The following is an 18170-nucleotide window of genomic DNA, read 5'->3' as shown; positions in this document are numbered from 1 at the left end:
GCAGCGTGGGAGGCGGGAGGGCGCCGTATGCGATTCAGTGCCGTGCGGCGCGGCGGCGAAGAAGGGCCCCCGCGCCGAGCAGGGCAGCAGCAGCGGCGGTGAACACGAGCGCTCCGGTGAGCTGGTCTCCCGTCGGAGCAAGCCGACCGTCGAGCGCACTCCCATCGACGGGGCGTGCGTTCGAGAGCCCCGGAACGGCGGAGGGGTGGGGACGGGGACTCGCGGGTCCGCGCTCGTGCGGCGGGACGACGACCTGGATGACCATCTGCGAGGTTGCCTGCGGCCCGGCCGAGGAGCCGTCGTCGGGCGCGGTCGCGGAGGCGGCTTCGGCGACGCCGACGGGGCCGAGAGCCGTCGCGGCAGTGAGGCACACACCAGCGGCGACGCGTGCGAAGGTCCTCGTGCCCATGCCGATGCTCTCCTGTCCGTCACCCGGCCGGCGACGAGTGCCGAGCCTCAGAGGCGCCGGTGACGGAGGGGATGCCGTCAGGCGACCGCGCGGTGAACCCGCTCAGTCCTTCTTCGCCCGACTGGGTTGGACGCGCGGCGGCTCCCCCGGCATCTTGGGGAACTCGGGCGGGAACGGCAGCTCGCCCAGGCCCGCCTCGAGGTCGCGTCGCCACCACTCGAGCAGCACATCGATGCGACCGGGGTTCTCCTGCAGACCCTCCCACGGATCACCCACCGCGGCGAGTCGTGGCGGCACCGTGCGCACGGTGAACGCGGCGGGGTCGACGCCGTCGGCCAGCTCCGCCCACGTGATGGGCGTCGCGACGGTCGCCGACGGCAGGGCGCGCGGGCTGTAGGCACCGGCCATGGTGCGGTCGCGGTTGGCCTGGTTGAAGTCGACGAAGATGCGCCGTCCGCGCTCCTCCTTCCACCAGTCGACCGTCACGGCATCCGGCATCCGTCGCGCGAGCTCTCGCCCGGCCGCGATGACGGCGTGGCGGACGTCGAGGAACTCGTGCGTCGGCTCGATGGGGCAGAACACATGGATGCCGCGATTGCCGCTGGTCTTCAGCCACGGTTCGAGCCCGGCCTCGCGCAGCACCTCGCGCAGCACGGGTGCGACGGCGGCGGCATCCGCGAAATCGGTGCCGGGCTGCGGGTCGAGGTCGATGCGCAGTTCGACGGGATTGTCGGTGTCGGCGGCGAGCGAGGCCCACGGGTGGAACACGACGGTGTTCATCTGCACTGCCCAGACGATGGCCGCGGCCTCGTCGAGCACCACCTGAGGGTGACGGCGCCCGCTGTTGTAGGTGCACATCACCTCGTGGACGTAGTCGGGGGCACCGCGTGGCGGGTTCTTGGAGAAGAAGCGCTCGCCGTCGACGGTGTCGGGGAAGCGCTCGAGCGAGACGGGGCGGTGGCCGTTGGCCCGCAGGAACGGCTCGGCCGCGGCGATCACGTACTCGGCGAGCTCCTGCTTCGTGATGCCGAGCTCCGGCCAGATCACGCGGTGCGGGCTGGACAGCGAGACGTCCCGCCCGGCGACGTCGAGGGTGATGCGCTCCGAGGCCATGCCCCGACCCTACGGGCCGGGCGCCGGTCGCGACAGGGGGCGATCCCGCGCTCGCGCGGGTCGCCACAGATTCGGTGGCCGGCAACGGATGCGGATTCGGATGCCGCGCGGCATCCGAATCCGCTGCATTCATCCGAATCTGCGGGGCCTGCGGCGCGTGTCCGTCCGCGAGTATCAGTCCGCGCGTCAGCCGGCGAGCGCCATGACACCGGCCAGCGCGTCGCGGTCGAGCTCGATCCAGGGGCCGCCCGAGTCGACGACGACGCCGGTGAGGCCCGGCTCGGATGCCAGGGCGCGGCCGAGCTGCTCGGGCTGCACCGGCAGGGGGCTGTCGCCACGGCCGAGAGCCACGACCTCCAACGGGTGCGAGAACACCTCCATGCGGCGCTGACCGTCGGGGGTGCGCGCCTCGGCGAGGCCCATGCGCCCCTCGGCGTCGCTGTTGCCAGCCACCCAGACGGGAAGGCGCGAGAGGGCGTCGGCGACGCGTGCGGCCGTGCTCTCATCGCGCGGCGCCGACAGCAGCGTCTTGATCTCGAACGTGGGCTCGCTCTCCTCGACGGCGCGGGCGATGAGCTCCTTGGGCAGGATGACGCGGGCGCCGGCGGTGGCGTGGTCGAGGTAGATGCCGTCGTATCCCCCGGCCACCGCGTTGCGCAGCACCTCGATGGCGGGCTGCCCGATGACCGAGGTGGCCGCCCCGCCTTCGGAGTCGACGCTGGCCTGCAGTGCGGCGCCGCCACTGAAGGCGAGGAGGAAACGCCTTCCCTCCACGGAGGCGATCGCGAGGTTGATCTGCTGGCCCGCAGCGATCAGCGCCTGAACGTCGCCCTGCGCCCGCAGGAACAGCTGCCCCTGCAGCGCCTGGCGCATCACGTTCATGATCTCTGTGTTCTGCGGCTCCGCCGACAGGCCCGCCAAGGCGCCTTGCAGCAGCGCGTTGTCGACCAGACCGGGCACGATCTCGCGCGGAGCCGGCGCGGTCGCCGCGGGGCGCGTCGGCGCTGCGGGCGCCGGAGCCGTCGGGTCGGCGCCGAAGGTGGAGACCGAGATGCCGACCTGCGGCACCCCCTCGGCCGCGACGGATGGCGCTTCGGCGGATTCGTCCGTCTCCGCGACGGTGTCGACGGACTCGACCTCGGATGCCGGGGCGCCGTCGCCCTTGTCGGAACGGTCGCGACGCGAGAAGAGTGCCATGGGTCCGAGCCTAGCCGTGACCGCCACCGGCCCGCGGCGGGGCCGCATCCGCCTCACGCGCTCCCTTCCGTCTCGCGCTACCGAAACACGCATCGCGCGTGCCGGATTCGACAGCGCGAACCGCCGGGCTACAGCTTCTCGATCGGGGCGATCTTGATGAGCAGCTTCTTCTGGCCGGCGCGGTCGAAGCGGACGTGGGCCACGCGCTTCGCGCCCTCACCGGTCACCTGATCGACGCGGCCTTCCCCGAAGTCCTCGTGGCGGATGCGATCGCCGGGAACCAGCTCCATGTCCCCGTTGTCGCGCACCTTCGCGGGGATGCGGTTGGCGAACTTCGCGAGGTCGCCCGCGGGCTTCTCCCGCCGCGGCAGGGGAACGAGATCGTCGCCGTAGCGCGAGCCGCCCGATGCGCCCGCACCACCGAAGCCGCCAGGTCTCCGTCCGTTGAGCGCTCGCGATCCTCCCTGACCACGCGCGTTGATGTCTCCCGGCGACTGGCGCCAGTCGATGAGCTCGTGGGGGATCTCCTGCAGGAAGCGTGAGGGCATCGCGACCGAGACCTCACCGAACTGGGCGCGGGTCATGGCGAGCGAGAGGTGCAGGCGCTTGCGGGCGCGCGTGAGCGCGACGTAGAACAGGCGGCGTTCCTCTTGCGGGCCGCCCGGCTCTCCCGCGGAGATGCGATGCGGGATGAGGTCCTCTTCGACACCGGTGACGAACACGGCGTCGTACTCGAGGCCCTTCGCGGTGTGCATCGTCATCAGCGATACCGAGCCCGAGGCGTCGGCGAGGTCATCGGCATCCGAGACGAGGGCCACCTCCGTGAGGAAGTCGAGGATCGTGCCGTCGGGGTTGTTGCGGGCGAACTCGCGGGTGACGGCCACGAGCTCGTCGAGGTTCTCGACGCGCGCCTCGTCCTGCGGGTCTTTCGACATGCGCAGGGCGTCGAGATAGCCGCTCTTGTTGAGGAGCAGGGTGAGGCCTTCGGCGACCGAGGTCGACGGCGGTGCCTCGCCCGAGGGAGGCAGCATGATGGCCGTCGCCTCGACGAGCACGGCGTCGAGCTGGGCGATCGCGGCCTGGATCTTGGGGCCGACTCCCAGCGCCGACGCGTTGGCGAGCGCATCGCGGAAGGTGATGTCCTCCTCGGCGGCGTAACGGGCGATCGAGGTCTCCGTGACGTCGCCGATGCCGCGGCGGGGCTTGTTCAGGATGCGGCGGACGCTCAGCTCGTCGGCGGGGTTCGCGACGGCGATGAGGTAGGCCATCGCGTCTTTGATCTCTGCGCGCTCGTAGAACTTCGTGCCGCCCATGATCTTGTACGGCACGGCGGCGCGGATGAAGATCTCCTCCAGCGCGCGGGACTGCGAGTTGGTGCGGTAGAACACGGCCATCTCGCCGTACGGCAGACCGGCGCGGTGGAGCGCCTCGACCTCGTCGGCGACGAACTGGGCTTCGTCGTGCTGCGAGTATCCGGTGAAGCCGACGATCTTGTCTCCCGCGCCGACGTCGGTCCAGAGCTTCTTGTCTTTGCGGTCGAAGTTGTTGCTGATGACGGCGTTCGCGGCGGTGAGGATGTTCTGCGTCGAGCGGTAGTTCTGCTCGAGCAGCACGACCTTGGCGCCCGGGTAGTCGCGCTCGAACTCGGTGATGTTGCGGATGTCGGCGCCGCGGAACGCGTAGATCGACTGGTCGGAGTCGCCGACGACGGTCAGCGACGCTCCGTCGGTCTCGTCGAGCAGAGCGCCGACGTCTTCGATGGGCCGCGTGAGTTCATGGATCAGCGCGTACTGGGCGTGGTTGGTGTCCTGATACTCGTCGACGAGGATGTGGCGGAAGCGTCGGCGGTAGGTGTCGGCGACGTGCGGGAACGCACGGAAGAGATAGACGGTCTGCGCGATGAGGTCGTCGAAGTCGAACGCGTTCGCGCGCTGCAGCGAACGCTGATAGTCGGCGAAGATCTCTGCGAACAGGCGCTCGGCGGGGTCGCTCATGTTGGCCGTGCGCGCGAACGACTCGGCATCCGCGAGCTCATTCTTCAGCTTCGAGATGCGCCCCTGGACAGATGCCGGGGTCAACCCGAACGCGTCGGCCTCGTACTGCTTGACGAGTCGCTTGATGAGGGCGCGCGAGTCGCCGGAGTCGTAGATCGTGAAGCTCTTGGTGAAGCCGAACTGGTCGGCCTCACGGCGCAGAATGCGCACGCACGCCGAGTGGAACGTCGAGATCCACATGCCCTGCGCGGTGTCGCCGATGAGCTGCTGCACGCGTTCGCGCATCTCGCCGGCGGCCTTGTTGGTGAAGGTGATCGCGAGGATCTGACTCGGCCACGCCTCGCGTGCGCGCAGCAGCGATGCGATGCGGCGCGTGAGCACGCTCGTCTTTCCCGAACCCGCACCGGCGACGATCAGCAGCGCCTGTCCGCGATAGGTCACCGCTTCTCGCTGCTGCGGGTTGAGACCGACCAGAAGGTCCTCGTCGGCCCGGCCTCCCGAGCCGCGCGCGGCGTCCGTGGGCATGCCGACGATGACGGGCTTGATCGGGTCGCTCATAACCCGTCAAGTCTAGGTCGCGGCTCTGACACCGCCGACGGGATGCCGCGGCGACCCGGCGTCGCGCGTAGCCCCGCGCGGCCGGGAGAATGGACGCATGCGCACGATCCTCAACATCGTCTGGATCATCTTCGCCGGATTCTGGTTGTTCGTCGGCTACGTGGTCGCCGGTGTGGTGCTGTGCATTCCGATCATCACGATCCCCTGGGCGATCGCCTCGTTCCGCACCGCCGGTTACGTCATCTGGCCGTTCGGGCGCACGATCGTGCCGAAGCCGACGGCGGGCGTGGGCTCGTTCCTCGGCAACGTCGTCTGGGTGATCCTCGCCGGGTGGTGGCTCGCGCTCGGGCACCTGGTCAGCGGCATCGCGCTGTGCGTCACGATCATCGGCATCCCGATGGCGATCGCGGACTTCAAGATGATCCCGATCTCTCTCGTGCCCCTCGGCAAAGAGATCGTCTCCACGCGCCAGGGCGCGTTCGATCGGACGCTGTGACCCCGACGATCGCCCGTGTCACGCGCGGACACATATCGCAACCACAGGTCACACACCTACTCCCGGCGGTCGCGGCGGGTTAGCGTGGGGGTGCCCCCCTCACCGGGGCATCGCGGCGATCCGGGCGGACCCGGGCACCGGCTCATAACCGGGTGCGTTGCGGGTTCGACTCCCGCCGTCGCGTCGACGCAGGACTTCCCCGTTCTCTCCGCGCATTCGCAGGCGCAGGGCCTACCCTCACTTCATCCGGCACACCGCATCCGTCGGCGCGAGGAGGCCCCCATGCGCAGAACCCCGATCCTGACCGTGATCGCCCTGGCGGCGCTCGCGCTCACCTCGTGCAGCTCCGGTGGCACCGATCCCGCTGCGGAGCTGCCGGGCGTCTCCCCGTCGACGCGCCCGCCGCTGCAGACGACGACGCCCGGCCCGGTCGGTCCGTCCGGTCCCGCGATCGCCGTACCCCAGAGTCGCTGGGACGCCCTCGTCGCCGACCTCACGAAGCGGGGCGTGACGGGCACCCCCGCGCTCGTGTCCTCCGAAGCGGTGACGTTCAACGACGGCTCGCTCGGCTGCCCGTCTCCGGGTCAGTCCTACACGCAAGCGCAGATCGACGGCATGCGCGTGGTCGTCTCGGTCGATGGCAAGACTTACGACTACCGGTTCGGTCAGGGCGCCGAGCCCAGGCTCTGCGCCTGACCTCGCGACAGCACACGCGACGACGCGACAGCGCAAACACAGGAGGAGGGGGTGGATGCCGCGGCATCCACCCCCTCCTCCGTCTCGCCGGGGCTACTTCTTCAGCGGCAGCAGCAGCGCCTCATCGGCGCCGGACGCGTTGTCCATCACGACCACCATCGAGCCGAGCGGCTTCTGCGCCTCGATCTGCTTCGCGTTGAAGCCGACCTCGACGCTCGCCGAACCGCGCTGCGGCACCGTGACGAACTGACCGTTGGTGATCGCCGGCGCGGTCGGGTCATACGTCGCCCACCCGTCCACCGCGTCCGACGCGTCGTTGGACGCGAAGGTCTGGGCCGTGTACGAGAACGCCCCCGTGATGCCCAGATCGCTCGCCCGCACCGGCATCAGCAGTGTGCTGCTGTCGGTCGGCGCCTGCGTGAGGAAGCCCGCGGCGGCCGTCTCCTTCGTCTTGGCGTTGACGATGAACACCTCGGACAGACCATTGGTGTCGCCGTTGCGGACCCCGCCCGAGTCGGCCGACAGGACGATCCAGTCGGGGGTGCCGTCGCGATCACTGTCGATCACGATGTCGTACTCGTTCGCGGCCGCGTTCGACCAGCGGTGGTGCATGTTCATCGCGAACACCATCAGCGTGTCGTCGCCATCGGGGAAGGACTGCACCCCGACCGCGCGGATGTCGTACCCGGTGTCGGCCAAGGTCTTGCTGGCGTCCTGCGGGTCGGACAGGCCCCACGTGTACACGTCGGCACCGGCCGGCAGGGCGCCGGCGAGGTTGCGCAGCGTCAGCTTCTTGGTGCCGTCGGCGACCTTCTGCTTGCCGCTGAACCACGGGCCGTTCATCGTCGCGCGCACCGTGCTGTCGGCGCGGGGCACGAGCAGGTAGGGCACGCGCAGCGTGGAGTCGGACGACGTGAGCACGATGTCACCGGAGATCTCGGAGAACGCGAACTGGTCGTCGGCGCCGACCGAGCTGGGCACGTCCTTCGCGGCGGCCGCGACGATCACCAGCACCTTCGCCGAGCCATGCGCCGGGACGGTGATCGAGCGGTTCGAGAGCAGGATGCGCGCCTTCTTCGACTGCGCCGACGGGGTCGTCGAGACGTCGTAGCGCACCGCGGTCGGCCCGTCGTTGCGCACCGTCACGGTCTTCACGCCACCGAAGCCGAGCGGCGACTCCTGGAAGCCGAAGCTGAGCGCCGACTCGCGCGCCCAACCGCTCTCCGTCCGGAACGCGTCACCCGTCGCCGTCACCGTCGTCGCCACTGCCTGAGCGGCATCGACGAGACCCACGCCGCCGAGCGTCAGGCTCTGGCCGGCGACCTTGTCGGGGTCGGCGGTGGACACCACGGATGCCGCGATCTGCGGAGCCGTCCACGACGGGTGCGCTTCGGCGGACAGCGCCGCCACACCCGCCACGTGCGGGGCGGCCATCGAGGTGCCCGACAGGATCGCCGCACCGTTGCCCGAGCCCACCGCGGCCGACGAGATCGAGACGCCGGGGGCGGCCACGTCCGGGCTGATGGCACTGTCACCGGACCGCGGACCCGACGAGCTGAACGACGCGTAGCCGCGGAAGCCGGGGTTGGCGATCTGCGTGGCCACGAGGCTCGCCGTGGCGCCGGCGACGAACGCGGGGCCGCTCGAGGAGCGCACGCCGAGGAACGGGATCGTCAGGTTGAACGGCTCACCGGTGTCGGCGTTGGCCGTCACGACGCCTTCGAACGGGGGCAGGTCATCGGTGTTGTTCACCATGACCACCGCCGCCGCTCCCGCCTGCTGGCCGTAGATGGCCTTGGCGACACGGGCGCACGACCCGCGGTCGACGACCGCGATCTGCTGTCCACCCGGGACGACTCCCGCGGCGGTGAATGCCGCCGGCGAGCATCCGAGCGCGTTGTCGCCGGTGAGGCGCACGACCGTCAGATCGCCGATGCCGTCGAGCGAGGCACCGTTGGCGTTGATCGCCTCGACGGGGGTGCCGCCGACCGTGATCGTCGCGCCCGGGAAACCCTCGGCGCTGTCGACGGCCGATACCGAGATCACACCGTCACCGGTGCCCGGCGAGCCGGTCAGGTACGGGTTGTGACCCGCGTTACCGGAGGAGGCGACCACGACGACACCGGCACCGACCGCGTTGGCGGCGGCCACGGCATCCGGGTCGTCGGCACGTCCGAACGACGAGCCGAGCGACATGTTCACGACATCCATGCCGTGATCGACGGCCCAGTCGAGGGCGGGCACGACCACATCGGTCGAACCCTCGCACCCGAAGACGCGCACGGCGTACAGGTCGACCTGCGGGGCGACACCCGGTCCGACGCGGAACTGGTTCGAGGGGGTCGTGGAGTCGTACGGGCCGCGGTAAGTGGTGCCGTCGGCGAGCACACCCGAGCCGCCCGCGGTGCCGGCGACGTGCGAGCCGTGACCGTTGCAGTCGAGCGGGTTGTCGTCGGGGTGGGGCAGCGGCTGGTAGGAGGCGCTGTTCGGGTCGGCGTTGTAATCGTCGCCGACGAGGTCGATTCCGCCCTTGATGCGCGGGGCGTCGGGACCGTACATCGTCGGGTCGGCGGGCTGGGCCGAGTTCGCCTTCGCGGCGTCGAAGGCCGCCACCGTGCCGGGACCGCCGAAGGTCGCGTGGGTGTAGTCGATGCCGGTGTCGATGATGGCGACCTTGACGTTCTGTCCCGTGTAACCGGTGCTCTCCCACACCTGGGGGACGCCAAGGAAGGGAACCGAGACGGCGTTGTCGACGGTGTACTTGCGCACGGGATGGATGGCGACGACGTTCGGCAGCGACGCGATCGCGTCGAGCTCGGCCGCCGGCACCTTCGCCTGCACGCCGTTGTACGCCGACTGCATCTCGGCCTGCACCGAGCCGCCCTTGTCCTCGATGGCCGAGCTCACCGGCTCCTGCGCATCCTTGAGGCGGTTCTTCACGTCGCCGCGCTCACCGTCGCTGAGCTCGCGGCCCTGCTCGGCTTCCACGACCGCGACGGGATCGCCCGTCATCTCGACGACGACGCTCACGAGTCCGTTGGCGTCGATGGCCGCCGACGTGAACGACGTCGAGATCTTTCCGGCGGATGCCGCGGTCAGAAACCGCAGGGGGGTGTGCCACATCGGGGTAGGACGTGGCTGTATGGAGGCTATGCATCCCCTGCACGAGGCGAAAGGCGGATGAGAGGATCCTCATCCGAGTTCATCCGAAGGTCTATGCGATGCGTGTTCCCGGGGGCAGCGAACGCGCCGGCGTGCGGGTTCGCGCCCAGGCGCCCCACAGCAGCAGGCCCGCCAGCAGCACCTGGACGGCGAGGCCCACGAACCAGCTCGGGACGGTCTCGTCGATGATCTCGCGCGGGGTGGGCTGCGTCGAGTCGAGGTGCACTCCCGGCGCACAGTCGTCCCAGCGCTGCTCGAGCGACGGAGGCAGCTGCGCCGAACGAACCGACAGCTTCAGCGAGCCGAAGAGGTCGTCGGGGTAGCCGTACTCGCTGAACCGGGTGGGCGTGGCGTCGCCGAGGATCACGAAGGGGTTGGCCGACAGCAGCCACCACACGTAGTCGAAGCGCGGCGCCCGGTAGGTGCCGGTCTGCCACTCGCCGCAGACGAACTTCTCCGGGGTGTCGCCGCAGAAGCGGGCACCGTCCTGACACAGCGGCGCTCCGTCCGGACCGGTCTCGTACGAGCGCGTGATCGAGGTGCCTTCGCTGGCGACCGCGGCGCCGATCAGCCCGAACCCCAGCGGCGTTCCGACGGTCAGGGCGGCGACGACGAGGTAGGTCGTCGCGACCGAGAACAGCGGACGTGCGAGCAGGCCCGACAGCGCCACGCCGATCGCGGCGACGACGCCGGTTTCGACCACGAGCACGACGAGCGAGACGACCACGGTGAGCGGGTCGACGCCGCCCGCGAAGGTGGCGATCACCAGGAACGGCGCCGCCACGGCGGCGAAGGCCAGCCCGGTGATCCAGCCGGCGACGAACTTGCCGAGGAGGATCTCCCCCGTCGTGACGAGCGTCACCTGCACGGGGGCGAGCGTCGCGGCATCCCGGTCGCCGTTGATGCTGTTGCCGCTGAGGGTGGGCGAGACGAGCAGCACGAGCAGCAGGGTGACGCAGACGACGACGGAATAGATCCCGGGGCCGCTCTGACCCCAGCCGCCATAGGCGAGGTAGGCCAGCGCGGTCACGCCGATGAGCAGGAGCGCGAACACGCCGAGCAGCACGTACCACGATACGGTGCGCACCCGCTGGAGCAGCTCCAGGCGGGCGATCGTCCACAGCCGCGTGGCGTTCATGAGCGCTCCCCCTCGAGGTCGAGGAACGTGTGTTCCAGAAGTCCTGTCGCCGCCGCGAATTCCGCGACTGGCAGACCCGCCCCGATGAGGGCGGCGAGGGCGGATGCCGCGTCGTCGTCGCTTGCGAGCGAGACCAGCAGGTCGCGGCGGTCGATCGGGACGAGCGCGGCGTCCAGGCCCAGCGTCTGGGCGACCGGCAGCACCGCCGCCGTCGCATCACGGTCGGCGAGGCGGATGCGCCACGTGCGCAGACGCGTCGCCGCCGCCGCGACCCGTTCACTGCTCACCGTCGCGCCGTCGACGAGGAACACCGCCTCATCGACGACTTCCTCGAGCTCGGAGAGGATGTGGCTGGAGATGAGGATCGTGCGCCCCTCGGCGGCGAGGCGGCGCAGCAGCACGCGCAGGTCGATGCGTGCGTGCGGGTCCAGGCCCGAGGCCGGCTCGTCCAGCAGCAGCACGCGGGGATCGTGCACGAGGGCGCGCGCGAGGCCGAGGCGCTGCTTCTGCCCGCGTGACAGCACGCGTGCCGGCGCATCGGACAGCGTCCCGAGTCCCACCTCGTCGAGCAGCCGCGCGGCGCCCGCCTGGGCCGCCGCGGCGTCCAGACCGTAGAGGCGGCCGGTCATGACGAGCGTCTCGCGGGCGGTGAGGGTCGGCCACGCGCCGAGGGCGTCGGGCATCCAGCCGAGCAGCGCGCGGGCGGCGGCGGGCTCGGCGAGCGGGTCGACGCCACCGATGCGGATCGAACCGGCATCCGGCGCGAGCAGCGAGGCCAGCATGAGCATGAGCGTGGTCTTGCCCGAGCCGTTCGGGCCGACGAGCCCGGTGACGGCGCCCGCCCGCGCCTCCAACGAGACATCGCGCACGGCCTGCACGTGTCCGAACGAGCGGCGCACTCCGGTGACGACGATGCCGGGGAGGGTCATGCCCTCACCCTATGCGAGAGCTGTGTCGCAGCTGCGAAGCGCACGGTGAACACTCAGCGGCCGTGCGGAGGGCCGGTCAGCCGAAGGACGCCACCCCGAGGTCGGCATGGTCGACGAAGACGCCGTCGATCCCGGCATCCCGCAGGACCCCCCACTCCGCACGGTAGTCGCCGAAGGCGGCGTCGTCATCTCCGCGGCGGAACGCGGGTGTCAGGAAGGCGTTCTCGGGACGACACGTCCAGGTGAACACGGCAAGCCCCGCCGCGTGCGCCTCGGCGACCAGCTCGGCTCCCCGCGGGGACGCGCTCAGCAGCATCGCCTTGTCGACGCTGATGCCGTCCACCTCCGGCGCCAGCCGTGCCAGCCCGGCGGCGCTGACCTGGTCGCGATACGGTGTCGCCGCCTCACCGTGGGCCGCGACGAGATCGAACGGCGCACCGTCGGCCTCGACGAGGTAGACGTACGTCGCGGGGATGCCGCGCGCACGCAGCTGTCGCAGGACGGTCAGTTCGAACGACTCCACGAACAGCGGGTGCGCTCTCTCGGCCCACCCCGCGTCGCGCAGCTCGGCGGCGACCAGCGCCGCGACATCGAAGCCCCGCGCCCCGAAGAAGGTGGCGTGCTTGATCTCGAGCACGATGCCGACCTCGCGGCCCTGTTCACGTGAGGCTGTCGCGACGAGATCGAGCAGGTCGCGCAACCGCAGCGGAGGTTCCGTGTCATCGAAGGCCGCACTGCCGGGGCGCAGGTGCGGCAGCCGTTCGCGACAGCGCAGCGTCGACAGCTCCGCCCAGGTGAAGTCCTCCGTGAACCAGCCCGTCAGCGGCACGCCGTCGACCGGCTTCGTCGTGCGGCGGTGCGCGAACTCGGGGCGGTCGGCGACGTCGGTCGTCCCCGAGATCTCGTTCTCATGCCGGACGACGGCCACCGCGTCCTTCGTGAAGACGACATCCGGTTCGACGGCATCCACTCCCATCGCCAGCGCCAGCTCGTAGGAGGAGCGGGTGTGCTCGGGGCGGTATCCGGGGGCACCACGGTGACCGATCACCAACGGGCGGGCACGAGGCATGGCTCCAGGCTACCGATCGAGGTTCGTCTGAGCGGCTTCACAGCAGCGACACAGCCGGCGCCCGACGATGCGGCACGACCGTCCGATAGCCTGTTATCCACAGCACCGCGCTGTGCACCCGACCGGTGCACCCTAGGGAGTGGAAAGAGACCATGGCCTCCGGCAACTTCGCCTTCAACAACCCCGCCTTCCAAGAGCAGCGTCCCGGCCTCACGCCGCCCGCCGCGCCGCAGCCCGGCGCCTCGACCGGCTACGCCGCGACGTCGCACCAGGTGACGGATGCCGCGGTGAACGCCCAGCTCGAGGGCGCTTTCGCCGCCCCCGCCGCCGCGTCGCACCAGACCGGCCGCATGACCGTCGAGGACACCGTCGCCAAGACGGTGGGCCTGTTCGCGATCCTCCTCGTCACGGCCGTCATCGGCTGGGTGTGGACGCTGGGCGGCGCCTTCTCGCCCACCGACGTCGCACGTTCCTCGCAGATCACGATCGTGCCGTGGATCATCGGCATGCTCGGCGGCTTCGTGCTGGCGATGGTCGTCTCGTTCACGTCGCGCAAGAAGATCCGCCCCGCGCTGATCTTCGGCTACGCGGCCTTCGAGGGCCTGTTCGTCGGCGGCATCTCGGCGTACTTCGAGTTCATCTGGCCCGGCATCGTCATGCAGGCGACCCTCGCCACGCTGTCGGTCGTGGGCGTCACGCTGGCGCTGTTCGCGAGCGGCAAGGTGCGCGCGAGCGCCCGCGCGACGAAGATCTTCATGGTCGCGATGATCGGCTACCTGGTCTTCGGCCTGCTGAACGTCGTGCTCATGATGTTCGGCGCAGCCGGAACCGGCGGCGCCTTCGGCCTCTACAGCAACGTCAAGATCGCCGGCATCCCGCTCGGCCTGATCATCGGCGTGCTGGTGGTCATCATGGCCGCTTACTCGCTGGTGCTCGACTTCGACCAGATCCAGCAGGGCGTCCGCAACGGCGCTCCCCGCGAGTTCGGCTGGCTCGGCGGCTTCGGCATCATGGTCACGGTCGTCTGGCTCTACGTCGAGATCCTTCGCATGATCGCGATCCTCCGCGGCAACAACTAGCGCGCGACGCATCCGCGCACGAAGGCCCGTCCGGCTCCCGCCGGGCGGGCCTTTCGCATGCCTCGGCATCCGCACGGGCCCGGCTTCCCGACCCCGCCCCCGGCCGTTCCGTACTCAGTCTGCGCGCGGCGGCATCCCGGTGTCGGCCGCGCCACCACCCGGGAGCGGTGTCGCAGAAACTCCGCCGAGACTGAATACGGAACATCGCACCCCGGCGTCATGGGCCGGCGATGCACCCCGCAACGACGGATGCCGGGACCGGGGGCACTCCCCGCGATCCCGGCATCCGGTCAGATCACTCCCACTCGATGGTCCCCGGGGGCTTCGACGTGACGTCGAGCACGACCCGGTTGACCTCGCGGACCTCGTTGGTGATGCGGTTGCTGATCTTGGACAGTACGTCGTAGGGCAGGCGCGTCCAGTCGGCGGTCATGGCGTCTTCGCTGGAGACGGGGCGCAACACGATCGGGTGCCCGTAGGTGCGGCCGTCGCCCTGCACGCCCACCGAGCGCACGTCGGCCAAGAGCACGACCGGGCACTGCCAGATCTCGCCGTCCAGGCCCGCCTTGGTCAGCTCCTCACGGGCGATGGCGTCGGCGTCACGCAGGATCTCGAGACGGTCAGCGGTGACCTCACCCACGATGCGGATGCCGAGGCCGGGCCCCGGAAAGGGCTGGCGACCGACGATCGCCTCGGGAAGGCCGAGCTCCCGGCCGATGGCGCGCACCTCGTCCTTGAAGAGGGTGCGCAGCGGCTCGACGAGCTCGAACTGCAGGTCCTCCGGAAGGCCACCGACGTTGTGGTGGCTCTTGATGTTCGCGGTGCCGGCTCCGCCGCCGGACTCGACCACGTCCGGGTACAGCGTCCCCTGCACGAGGAAGCGGATGGGCTCGCCCTCGGCGGCCGCTTCGGCGACCAGGTCGGCCTGCACCTTCTCGAAGGCGCGGATGAACTCGCGGCCGATGATCTTGCGCTTCTGCTCGGGGTCGCTGACACCGGCGAGCGCGTTCAGGAACGTCTCGCGCGCATCGACGGTGATCAGGCGCACGCCCGTGGAGGCGACGTAGTCGTTCTCGACCTGTTCGCGCTCGCCCTTGCGGAGCAGGCCATGGTCGACGAACACGGCGACGAGCTGGTCGCCGACGGCCTTGTGCACGAGCGCCGTCGATACGGCCGAGTCGACCCCGCCCGACAGCGCCGACAGCACGCGGCCGGAGCCGACCTGCGCGCGGATGCGATCGACCTGTTCGGCGATGACGTTGCCGCTGTTCCAGTCGGCGGCGAGCCCCGCCGCCTTGTGGAGGAAGTTGGTCAGGACGTCCTGGCCGTAGTCGGAGTGCTTGACCTCGGGGTGCCACTGCACGCCGTAGAAGCACTTCTCGGCGTTGCCGAACGCCGCCACCGGTGTCGCGGCCGTCGAGGCGAGCACCTCGAAACCGGCCGGTGCCGTGGCAACCTGGTCGCCGTGGCTCATCCAGACGTTCTGCTCGGCCGGCTGCCCGCCGAGGAGCACGCCGCCGTCGTTCACGATGACGGCATCCGTCGCTCCGTACTCGCGCAGGCCCGTGTTGGCGACCTCGCCGCCGAGCTGCTGAGCCATCACCTGGAAGCCGTAGCAGATGCCGAGCGTCGGCACGCCGAGCTGCAGCACGTCGGGGTCGAGGGAAGGCGCCCCGGGCTCGTAGACCGACGACGGACCGCCGGAGAGGATGATCGCGACGGGGTTCTTGGCCTCGACCTCGGCGGCGGTGACGGTGTGCGGCACGAGCTCGCTGTACACACCCGCCTCGCGCACCCGACGCGCGATGAGCTGCGCGTACTGGGCTCCGAAGTCGACGACGAGGACGGGACGCTGAGCGGTCTCGGTCTGGGTGGTCACCGGCTGCCTTCCGTGGCGGGGATCGGGGCGGAGGATTCGTCGGCTTCACGCTGGGCGAGGTAGGCCCGCACCTCGCGCGCGACGCGCGCCTCCATGAAGAACGACAGCAGCGGCACGATGCCGCCGAGTGCGAGCACGATGAAGCGCACGAAACCCCAGCGCATGAGGCTCCAGACGCGGAAGCACGCGAAGAGGTAGACGACGTAGAACCAGCCGTGCGCGATGAGGATGCCGGTGGAGAGGTTGATCGCTCCGCCGGTGAGGTCAGCGCCCCCGTCGAGGGCGACGGGGTGGAGCCACAGCGCGCCCCCGGAGCCGCCGGCGAACAGCTCGTAGCCGAATGCGTACTTCACGATCATCTCGGCGCACAGCGACAGGAGCATCACACCCGTGATCACCGAGGCGATCTGGTAGAACCTGAGCGCCCCGCGGATCGCCGGAAAACTGGCGAGTTTGGGCTGAGGCATGCCGTCAAGTCTAGTCGGCGTGGGCGGCCGCTCTGGCGGCTTGCGCCTCCTCCAGCGCCTCGACCTCCTTCTCCCACGCGTCGCGTGCGAGCCGGTACCACATGTAGAACGCGAAGCCCGCGAAGATGGCCCACTCGACGGCGTAGAAGATGTTCAGCCAGTTGACGCTGGAGCCCTCCGCCGGCGCGGGCGAGTCGATCGCGACGAGCCCGCCGACGAGGGGTTCGCCGGCGTCGGCGACGAGGTAGGAACGGTACACCGCCAGCTCGTCGGTGTCGTGCCACCAGCTCAGCAGCGCGGCCGGCGACATCCGCGTCATCTCGGTGGCCGCGGCCCCGCGTGGGGGTGCGACGGGCCCCTCGTCGGCGATCAGCCGACCTGTGAGGGTGAGCGCGCCGCCCGGGTCGGCGTTGAGGGTGGATGCCGCGGCATCCGCGACCGCCCGGTCGGCGCTCCAGCCGACCGCGACCGCCAGGGAGGTGGGGGTCGCCGCGTCGGTGCGGAACTGCCCGGTGACCCAGTACCCCTGCTGAGCGTCGTTGAAGCGCGAGGAGACGACGAGGAAATCGCCGGGGACGAAGGACCCGGAGACCTCGACACGCTGGCCGACGAGCGGCTCGGGCAGGTAGGCGCCGGGGGCGGTCACGTCGTCGATCGGGCGCACCTGTTCGGTGGCGCCGGGCGCCTGCGGCGAGGTGTCGATGGCGCGGCCCAGCTGCCACTGGCCGAGCCAGGCGAACATCGCCGCGACGACGAGGGCGAACACGAGCATGCCGAGCCACCAGGGGCGCAGCATGACTTCGCGCAGCGTGGGCGGGAACGGCTCCGCGGTCATCGACCTGCCATGTAGGGCGCGACGACGACCTCGACGCGCTGGAACTCCTTGAGGTCGGAGTATCCGGTGGTGGCCATCGACTTCTTCAGCGCGCCGATGAGGTTCGCGGTGCCGTCGGCGACGGGAGCGGGGCCGTAGAGGATCTCCTCCAGCGGGGCGACCTGTCCGACCTCGACGCGCTTGCCGCGCGGGAGCTTCGGGTGGTGCGCCTCGGGACCCCAGTGGTAGCCGCGGCCGGGCGCGTCGGTCGCGCGCGCGAGCGCGACGCCGAGCATGACGGCATCCGCGCCCATCGCGAGCGCCTTGACGATGTCTCCGGACGTGCCGACACCGCCGTCGGCGATGACGTGCACGTAGCGCCCGCCAGACTCGTCGAGGTAGTCGCGGCGCGCGCCGGCGACATCGGCGACGGCCGTCGCCATCGGCGCATGGATGCCGAGGGTCGCGCGAGTGGTCGAGGCCGCTCCCCCGCCGAACCCGACGAGCACACCGGCCGCTCCGGTGCGCATGAGGTGCAGCGCCGCGGTGTAGGTGGAGGCGCCACCGACGATGACGGGCACGTCGAGGTCGTAGATGAACTTCTTGAGGTTCAGGGGCGCATCGACGCTGGAGACGTGCTCGGCCGACACCGTGGTCCCGCGGATGACGAAGAGGTCGACGCCGGCGGCGACGACGGTCTCGTACAGCTCCTGCGTGCGCTGTGGGGTGAGCGATCCGGCGACCGTGACCCCCGCCTCGCGGACCTCGGCGAGGCGGTCTCGCACCAGCTCGGGCTTGATCGGCTCGGTGTACAGCTCCTGCATGCGGCGCGTCGCCTCGGATGCCGGCAGCGACGCGATCTCGGCGAGCAGCGGCTCGGGGTCGTCGTAGCGTGTCCACACGCCCTCGAGGTCGAGCACGCCCAGCCCGCCGAGCTGGCCGAGCATGACGGCGGTGCGCGGACTCATGACGGAGTCCATCGGCGCGCCCAGCACCGGGATCTCGAAGCCGAAGGCATCGATCGACCAGGCGGTCGACACGTCTTCGGGGTTGCGGGTGCGCCGCGAAGGCACGACCGCGATGTCGTCGAACGCGTAGGCACGGCGGGCGCGCTTGGCGCGGCCGAGCTCGATCTCCATGGTCACCCCCTCAGCCTACTCGCGGTGCCCG

The 18170-nt window shown here is 70.5% G+C and carries 15 protein-coding genes and 1 tRNA gene; 4 read left to right on the top strand and 12 right to left on the bottom strand.

The genetic code is table 11. The annotated features are described in order from the left end of the window. Nucleotides 1–34 precede the first annotated feature (34 nt). From ABS64_RS06810 to ABS64_RS06795, 4 genes are all read right to left on the bottom strand, one after another. A complete protein-coding gene (locus ABS64_RS06810) occupies nucleotides 35–409 on the bottom strand; it encodes a hypothetical protein (RefSeq protein WP_292682087.1) in 375 nt (124 codons plus the stop codon). A 102-nt stretch (nucleotides 410–511) separates the two neighbouring features. Further along, entirely contained in the window at nucleotides 512–1522 is a 1011-nt protein-coding gene (gene ligD, locus ABS64_RS06805; RefSeq protein WP_036285948.1) for a non-homologous end-joining DNA ligase, read from the bottom strand. A gap of 186 nt (nucleotides 1523–1708) precedes the next feature. After that, nucleotides 1709–2719, bottom strand: coding sequence for an SseB family protein (locus tag ABS64_RS06800; protein WP_288120195.1), 1011 nt, complete (start codon nucleotides 2717–2719; stop codon nucleotides 1709–1711). A 128-nt stretch (nucleotides 2720–2847) separates the two neighbouring features. Continuing rightward, complete coding sequence (locus tag ABS64_RS06795) at nucleotides 2848–5271, bottom strand: UvrD-helicase domain-containing protein (RefSeq protein ID WP_292682081.1); 2424 nt, start codon at nucleotides 5269–5271, stop codon at nucleotides 2848–2850. Nucleotides 5272–5368: 97 nt separating this feature from the next. On the opposite strand from ABS64_RS06795, the gene ABS64_RS06790 reads away from it, so the two are divergent. From ABS64_RS06790 to ABS64_RS06780, 3 genes are all read left to right on the top strand, one after another. Beyond that, entirely contained in the window at nucleotides 5369–5767 is a 399-nt protein-coding gene (locus ABS64_RS06790) for a YccF domain-containing protein (protein ID WP_005050364.1), read from the top strand. A gap of 111 nt (nucleotides 5768–5878) precedes the next feature. Further along, nucleotides 5879–5951 (top strand) — tRNA-Met (locus ABS64_RS06785). Between the two features lie 98 nt (nucleotides 5952–6049). Then, a complete protein-coding gene (locus ABS64_RS06780; protein ID WP_005050368.1) occupies nucleotides 6050–6463 on the top strand; it encodes a hypothetical protein in 414 nt (137 codons plus the stop codon). A gap of 93 nt (nucleotides 6464–6556) precedes the next feature. Here ABS64_RS06780 and ABS64_RS06775 read toward each other — a convergent pair whose 3' ends face one another. The 4 genes from ABS64_RS06775 to ABS64_RS06760 form a co-directional block, all read right to left on the bottom strand. Next, nucleotides 6557–9586, bottom strand: coding sequence for a S8 family serine peptidase (locus ABS64_RS06775; RefSeq protein WP_292682078.1), 3030 nt, complete (start codon nucleotides 9584–9586; stop codon nucleotides 6557–6559). Between the two features lie 91 nt (nucleotides 9587–9677). Next, nucleotides 9678–10763 carry an ABC transporter permease gene (locus tag ABS64_RS06770; RefSeq protein ID WP_292682076.1) on the bottom strand — a complete coding sequence of 362 codons (1086 nt, stop codon included), beginning with the start codon at nucleotides 10761–10763 and terminating at the stop codon, nucleotides 9678–9680. Continuing rightward, nucleotides 10760–11692 (bottom strand): ABC transporter ATP-binding protein, encoded by a 933-nt coding sequence (locus ABS64_RS06765; RefSeq protein WP_292682074.1) that lies wholly within the window; start codon nucleotides 11690–11692, stop codon nucleotides 10760–10762. Before ABS64_RS06765 ends, ABS64_RS06770 begins: the two co-directional genes overlap by 4 nt. Before the next feature lie 76 nt (nucleotides 11693–11768). Further along, nucleotides 11769–12761 (bottom strand): glycerophosphodiester phosphodiesterase family protein, encoded by a 993-nt coding sequence (locus ABS64_RS06760; RefSeq protein ID WP_292682071.1) that lies wholly within the window; start codon nucleotides 12759–12761, stop codon nucleotides 11769–11771. Nucleotides 12762–12913: 152 nt separating this feature from the next. On the opposite strand from ABS64_RS06760, the gene ABS64_RS06755 reads away from it, so the two are divergent. Then, nucleotides 12914–13840: a Bax inhibitor-1/YccA family protein gene (locus ABS64_RS06755; RefSeq protein ID WP_005050373.1), complete on the top strand. Its 927-nt coding sequence runs from the start codon at nucleotides 12914–12916 to the stop codon at nucleotides 13838–13840. Between the two features lie 295 nt (nucleotides 13841–14135). Here ABS64_RS06755 and guaA read toward each other — a convergent pair whose 3' ends face one another. From guaA to ABS64_RS06735, 4 genes are read right to left on the bottom strand one after another with little or no spacing between them, the layout of a single operon-like run. Next, nucleotides 14136–15719 (bottom strand): glutamine-hydrolyzing GMP synthase, encoded by a 1584-nt coding sequence (gene guaA, locus ABS64_RS06750; protein WP_005050374.1) that lies wholly within the window; start codon nucleotides 15717–15719, stop codon nucleotides 14136–14138. Next, nucleotides 15716–16186 carry a DUF3817 domain-containing protein gene (locus ABS64_RS06745; protein WP_005050375.1) on the bottom strand — a complete coding sequence of 157 codons (471 nt, stop codon included), beginning with the start codon at nucleotides 16184–16186 and terminating at the stop codon, nucleotides 15716–15718. The genes guaA and ABS64_RS06745 overlap by 4 nt, the downstream gene beginning before the upstream one ends. Nucleotides 16187–16196: 10 nt before the next feature. Further along, nucleotides 16197–17021 carry an SURF1 family cytochrome oxidase biogenesis protein gene (locus ABS64_RS06740; RefSeq protein WP_288120184.1) on the bottom strand — a complete coding sequence of 275 codons (825 nt, stop codon included), beginning with the start codon at nucleotides 17019–17021 and terminating at the stop codon, nucleotides 16197–16199. Further along, the gene (locus tag ABS64_RS06735; protein WP_036287715.1) at nucleotides 17018–18139 is read right to left on the bottom strand and encodes a GuaB3 family IMP dehydrogenase-related protein; all 1122 of its coding nucleotides are present in this window, start codon (nucleotides 18137–18139) and stop codon (nucleotides 17018–17020) included. Before ABS64_RS06735 ends, ABS64_RS06740 begins: the two co-directional genes overlap by 4 nt. Nucleotides 18140–18170: the final 31 nt, after the last annotated feature.

It is taken from the genome of Microbacterium sp. SCN 69-37, assembly GCF_001724435.1.
Lineage (GTDB): Bacteria > Actinomycetota > Actinomycetes > Actinomycetales > Microbacteriaceae > Microbacterium > Microbacterium laevaniformans.
Note: the sequence above shows the minus strand (reverse complement) of the source record. Positions and strands in the feature narration are given on the sequence as shown.

Excerpts from the sequence above, each read along its gene's own strand:
- ABS64_RS06810 (WP_292682087.1), bottom strand. The coding sequence starts at position 409 with ATGGGCACGAGGACCTTCGCACGCGTCGCCGCTGGTGTGTGCCTCACT.
- ligD (WP_036285948.1), bottom strand. The coding sequence starts at position 1,522 with ATGGCCTCGGAGCGCATCACCCTCGACGTCGCCGGGCGGGACGTCTCG.
- ABS64_RS06800 (WP_288120195.1), bottom strand. The coding sequence starts at position 2,719 with ATGGCACTCTTCTCGCGTCGCGACCGTTCCGACAAGGGCGACGGCGCC.
- ABS64_RS06795 (WP_292682081.1), bottom strand. The coding sequence starts at position 5,271 with ATGAGCGACCCGATCAAGCCCGTCATCGTCGGCATGCCCACGGACGCC.
- ABS64_RS06790 (WP_005050364.1), top strand. The coding sequence starts at position 5,369 with ATGCGCACGATCCTCAACATCGTCTGGATCATCTTCGCCGGATTCTGG.
- ABS64_RS06780 (WP_005050368.1), top strand. The coding sequence starts at position 6,050 with ATGCGCAGAACCCCGATCCTGACCGTGATCGCCCTGGCGGCGCTCGCG.
- ABS64_RS06775 (WP_292682078.1), bottom strand. The coding sequence starts at position 9,586 with ATGTGGCACACCCCCCTGCGGTTTCTGACCGCGGCATCCGCCGGAAAG.
- ABS64_RS06770 (WP_292682076.1), bottom strand. The coding sequence starts at position 10,763 with ATGAACGCCACGCGGCTGTGGACGATCGCCCGCCTGGAGCTGCTCCAG.
- ABS64_RS06765 (WP_292682074.1), bottom strand. The coding sequence starts at position 11,692 with ATGACCCTCCCCGGCATCGTCGTCACCGGAGTGCGCCGCTCGTTCGGA.
- ABS64_RS06760 (WP_292682071.1), bottom strand. The coding sequence starts at position 12,761 with ATGCCTCGTGCCCGCCCGTTGGTGATCGGTCACCGTGGTGCCCCCGGA.
- ABS64_RS06755 (WP_005050373.1), top strand. The coding sequence starts at position 12,914 with ATGGCCTCCGGCAACTTCGCCTTCAACAACCCCGCCTTCCAAGAGCAG.
- ABS64_RS06745 (WP_005050375.1), bottom strand. The coding sequence starts at position 16,186 with ATGCCTCAGCCCAAACTCGCCAGTTTTCCGGCGATCCGCGGGGCGCTC.
- ABS64_RS06740 (WP_288120184.1), bottom strand. The coding sequence starts at position 17,021 with ATGACCGCGGAGCCGTTCCCGCCCACGCTGCGCGAAGTCATGCTGCGC.
- ABS64_RS06735 (WP_036287715.1), bottom strand. The coding sequence starts at position 18,139 with ATGGAGATCGAGCTCGGCCGCGCCAAGCGCGCCCGCCGTGCCTACGCG.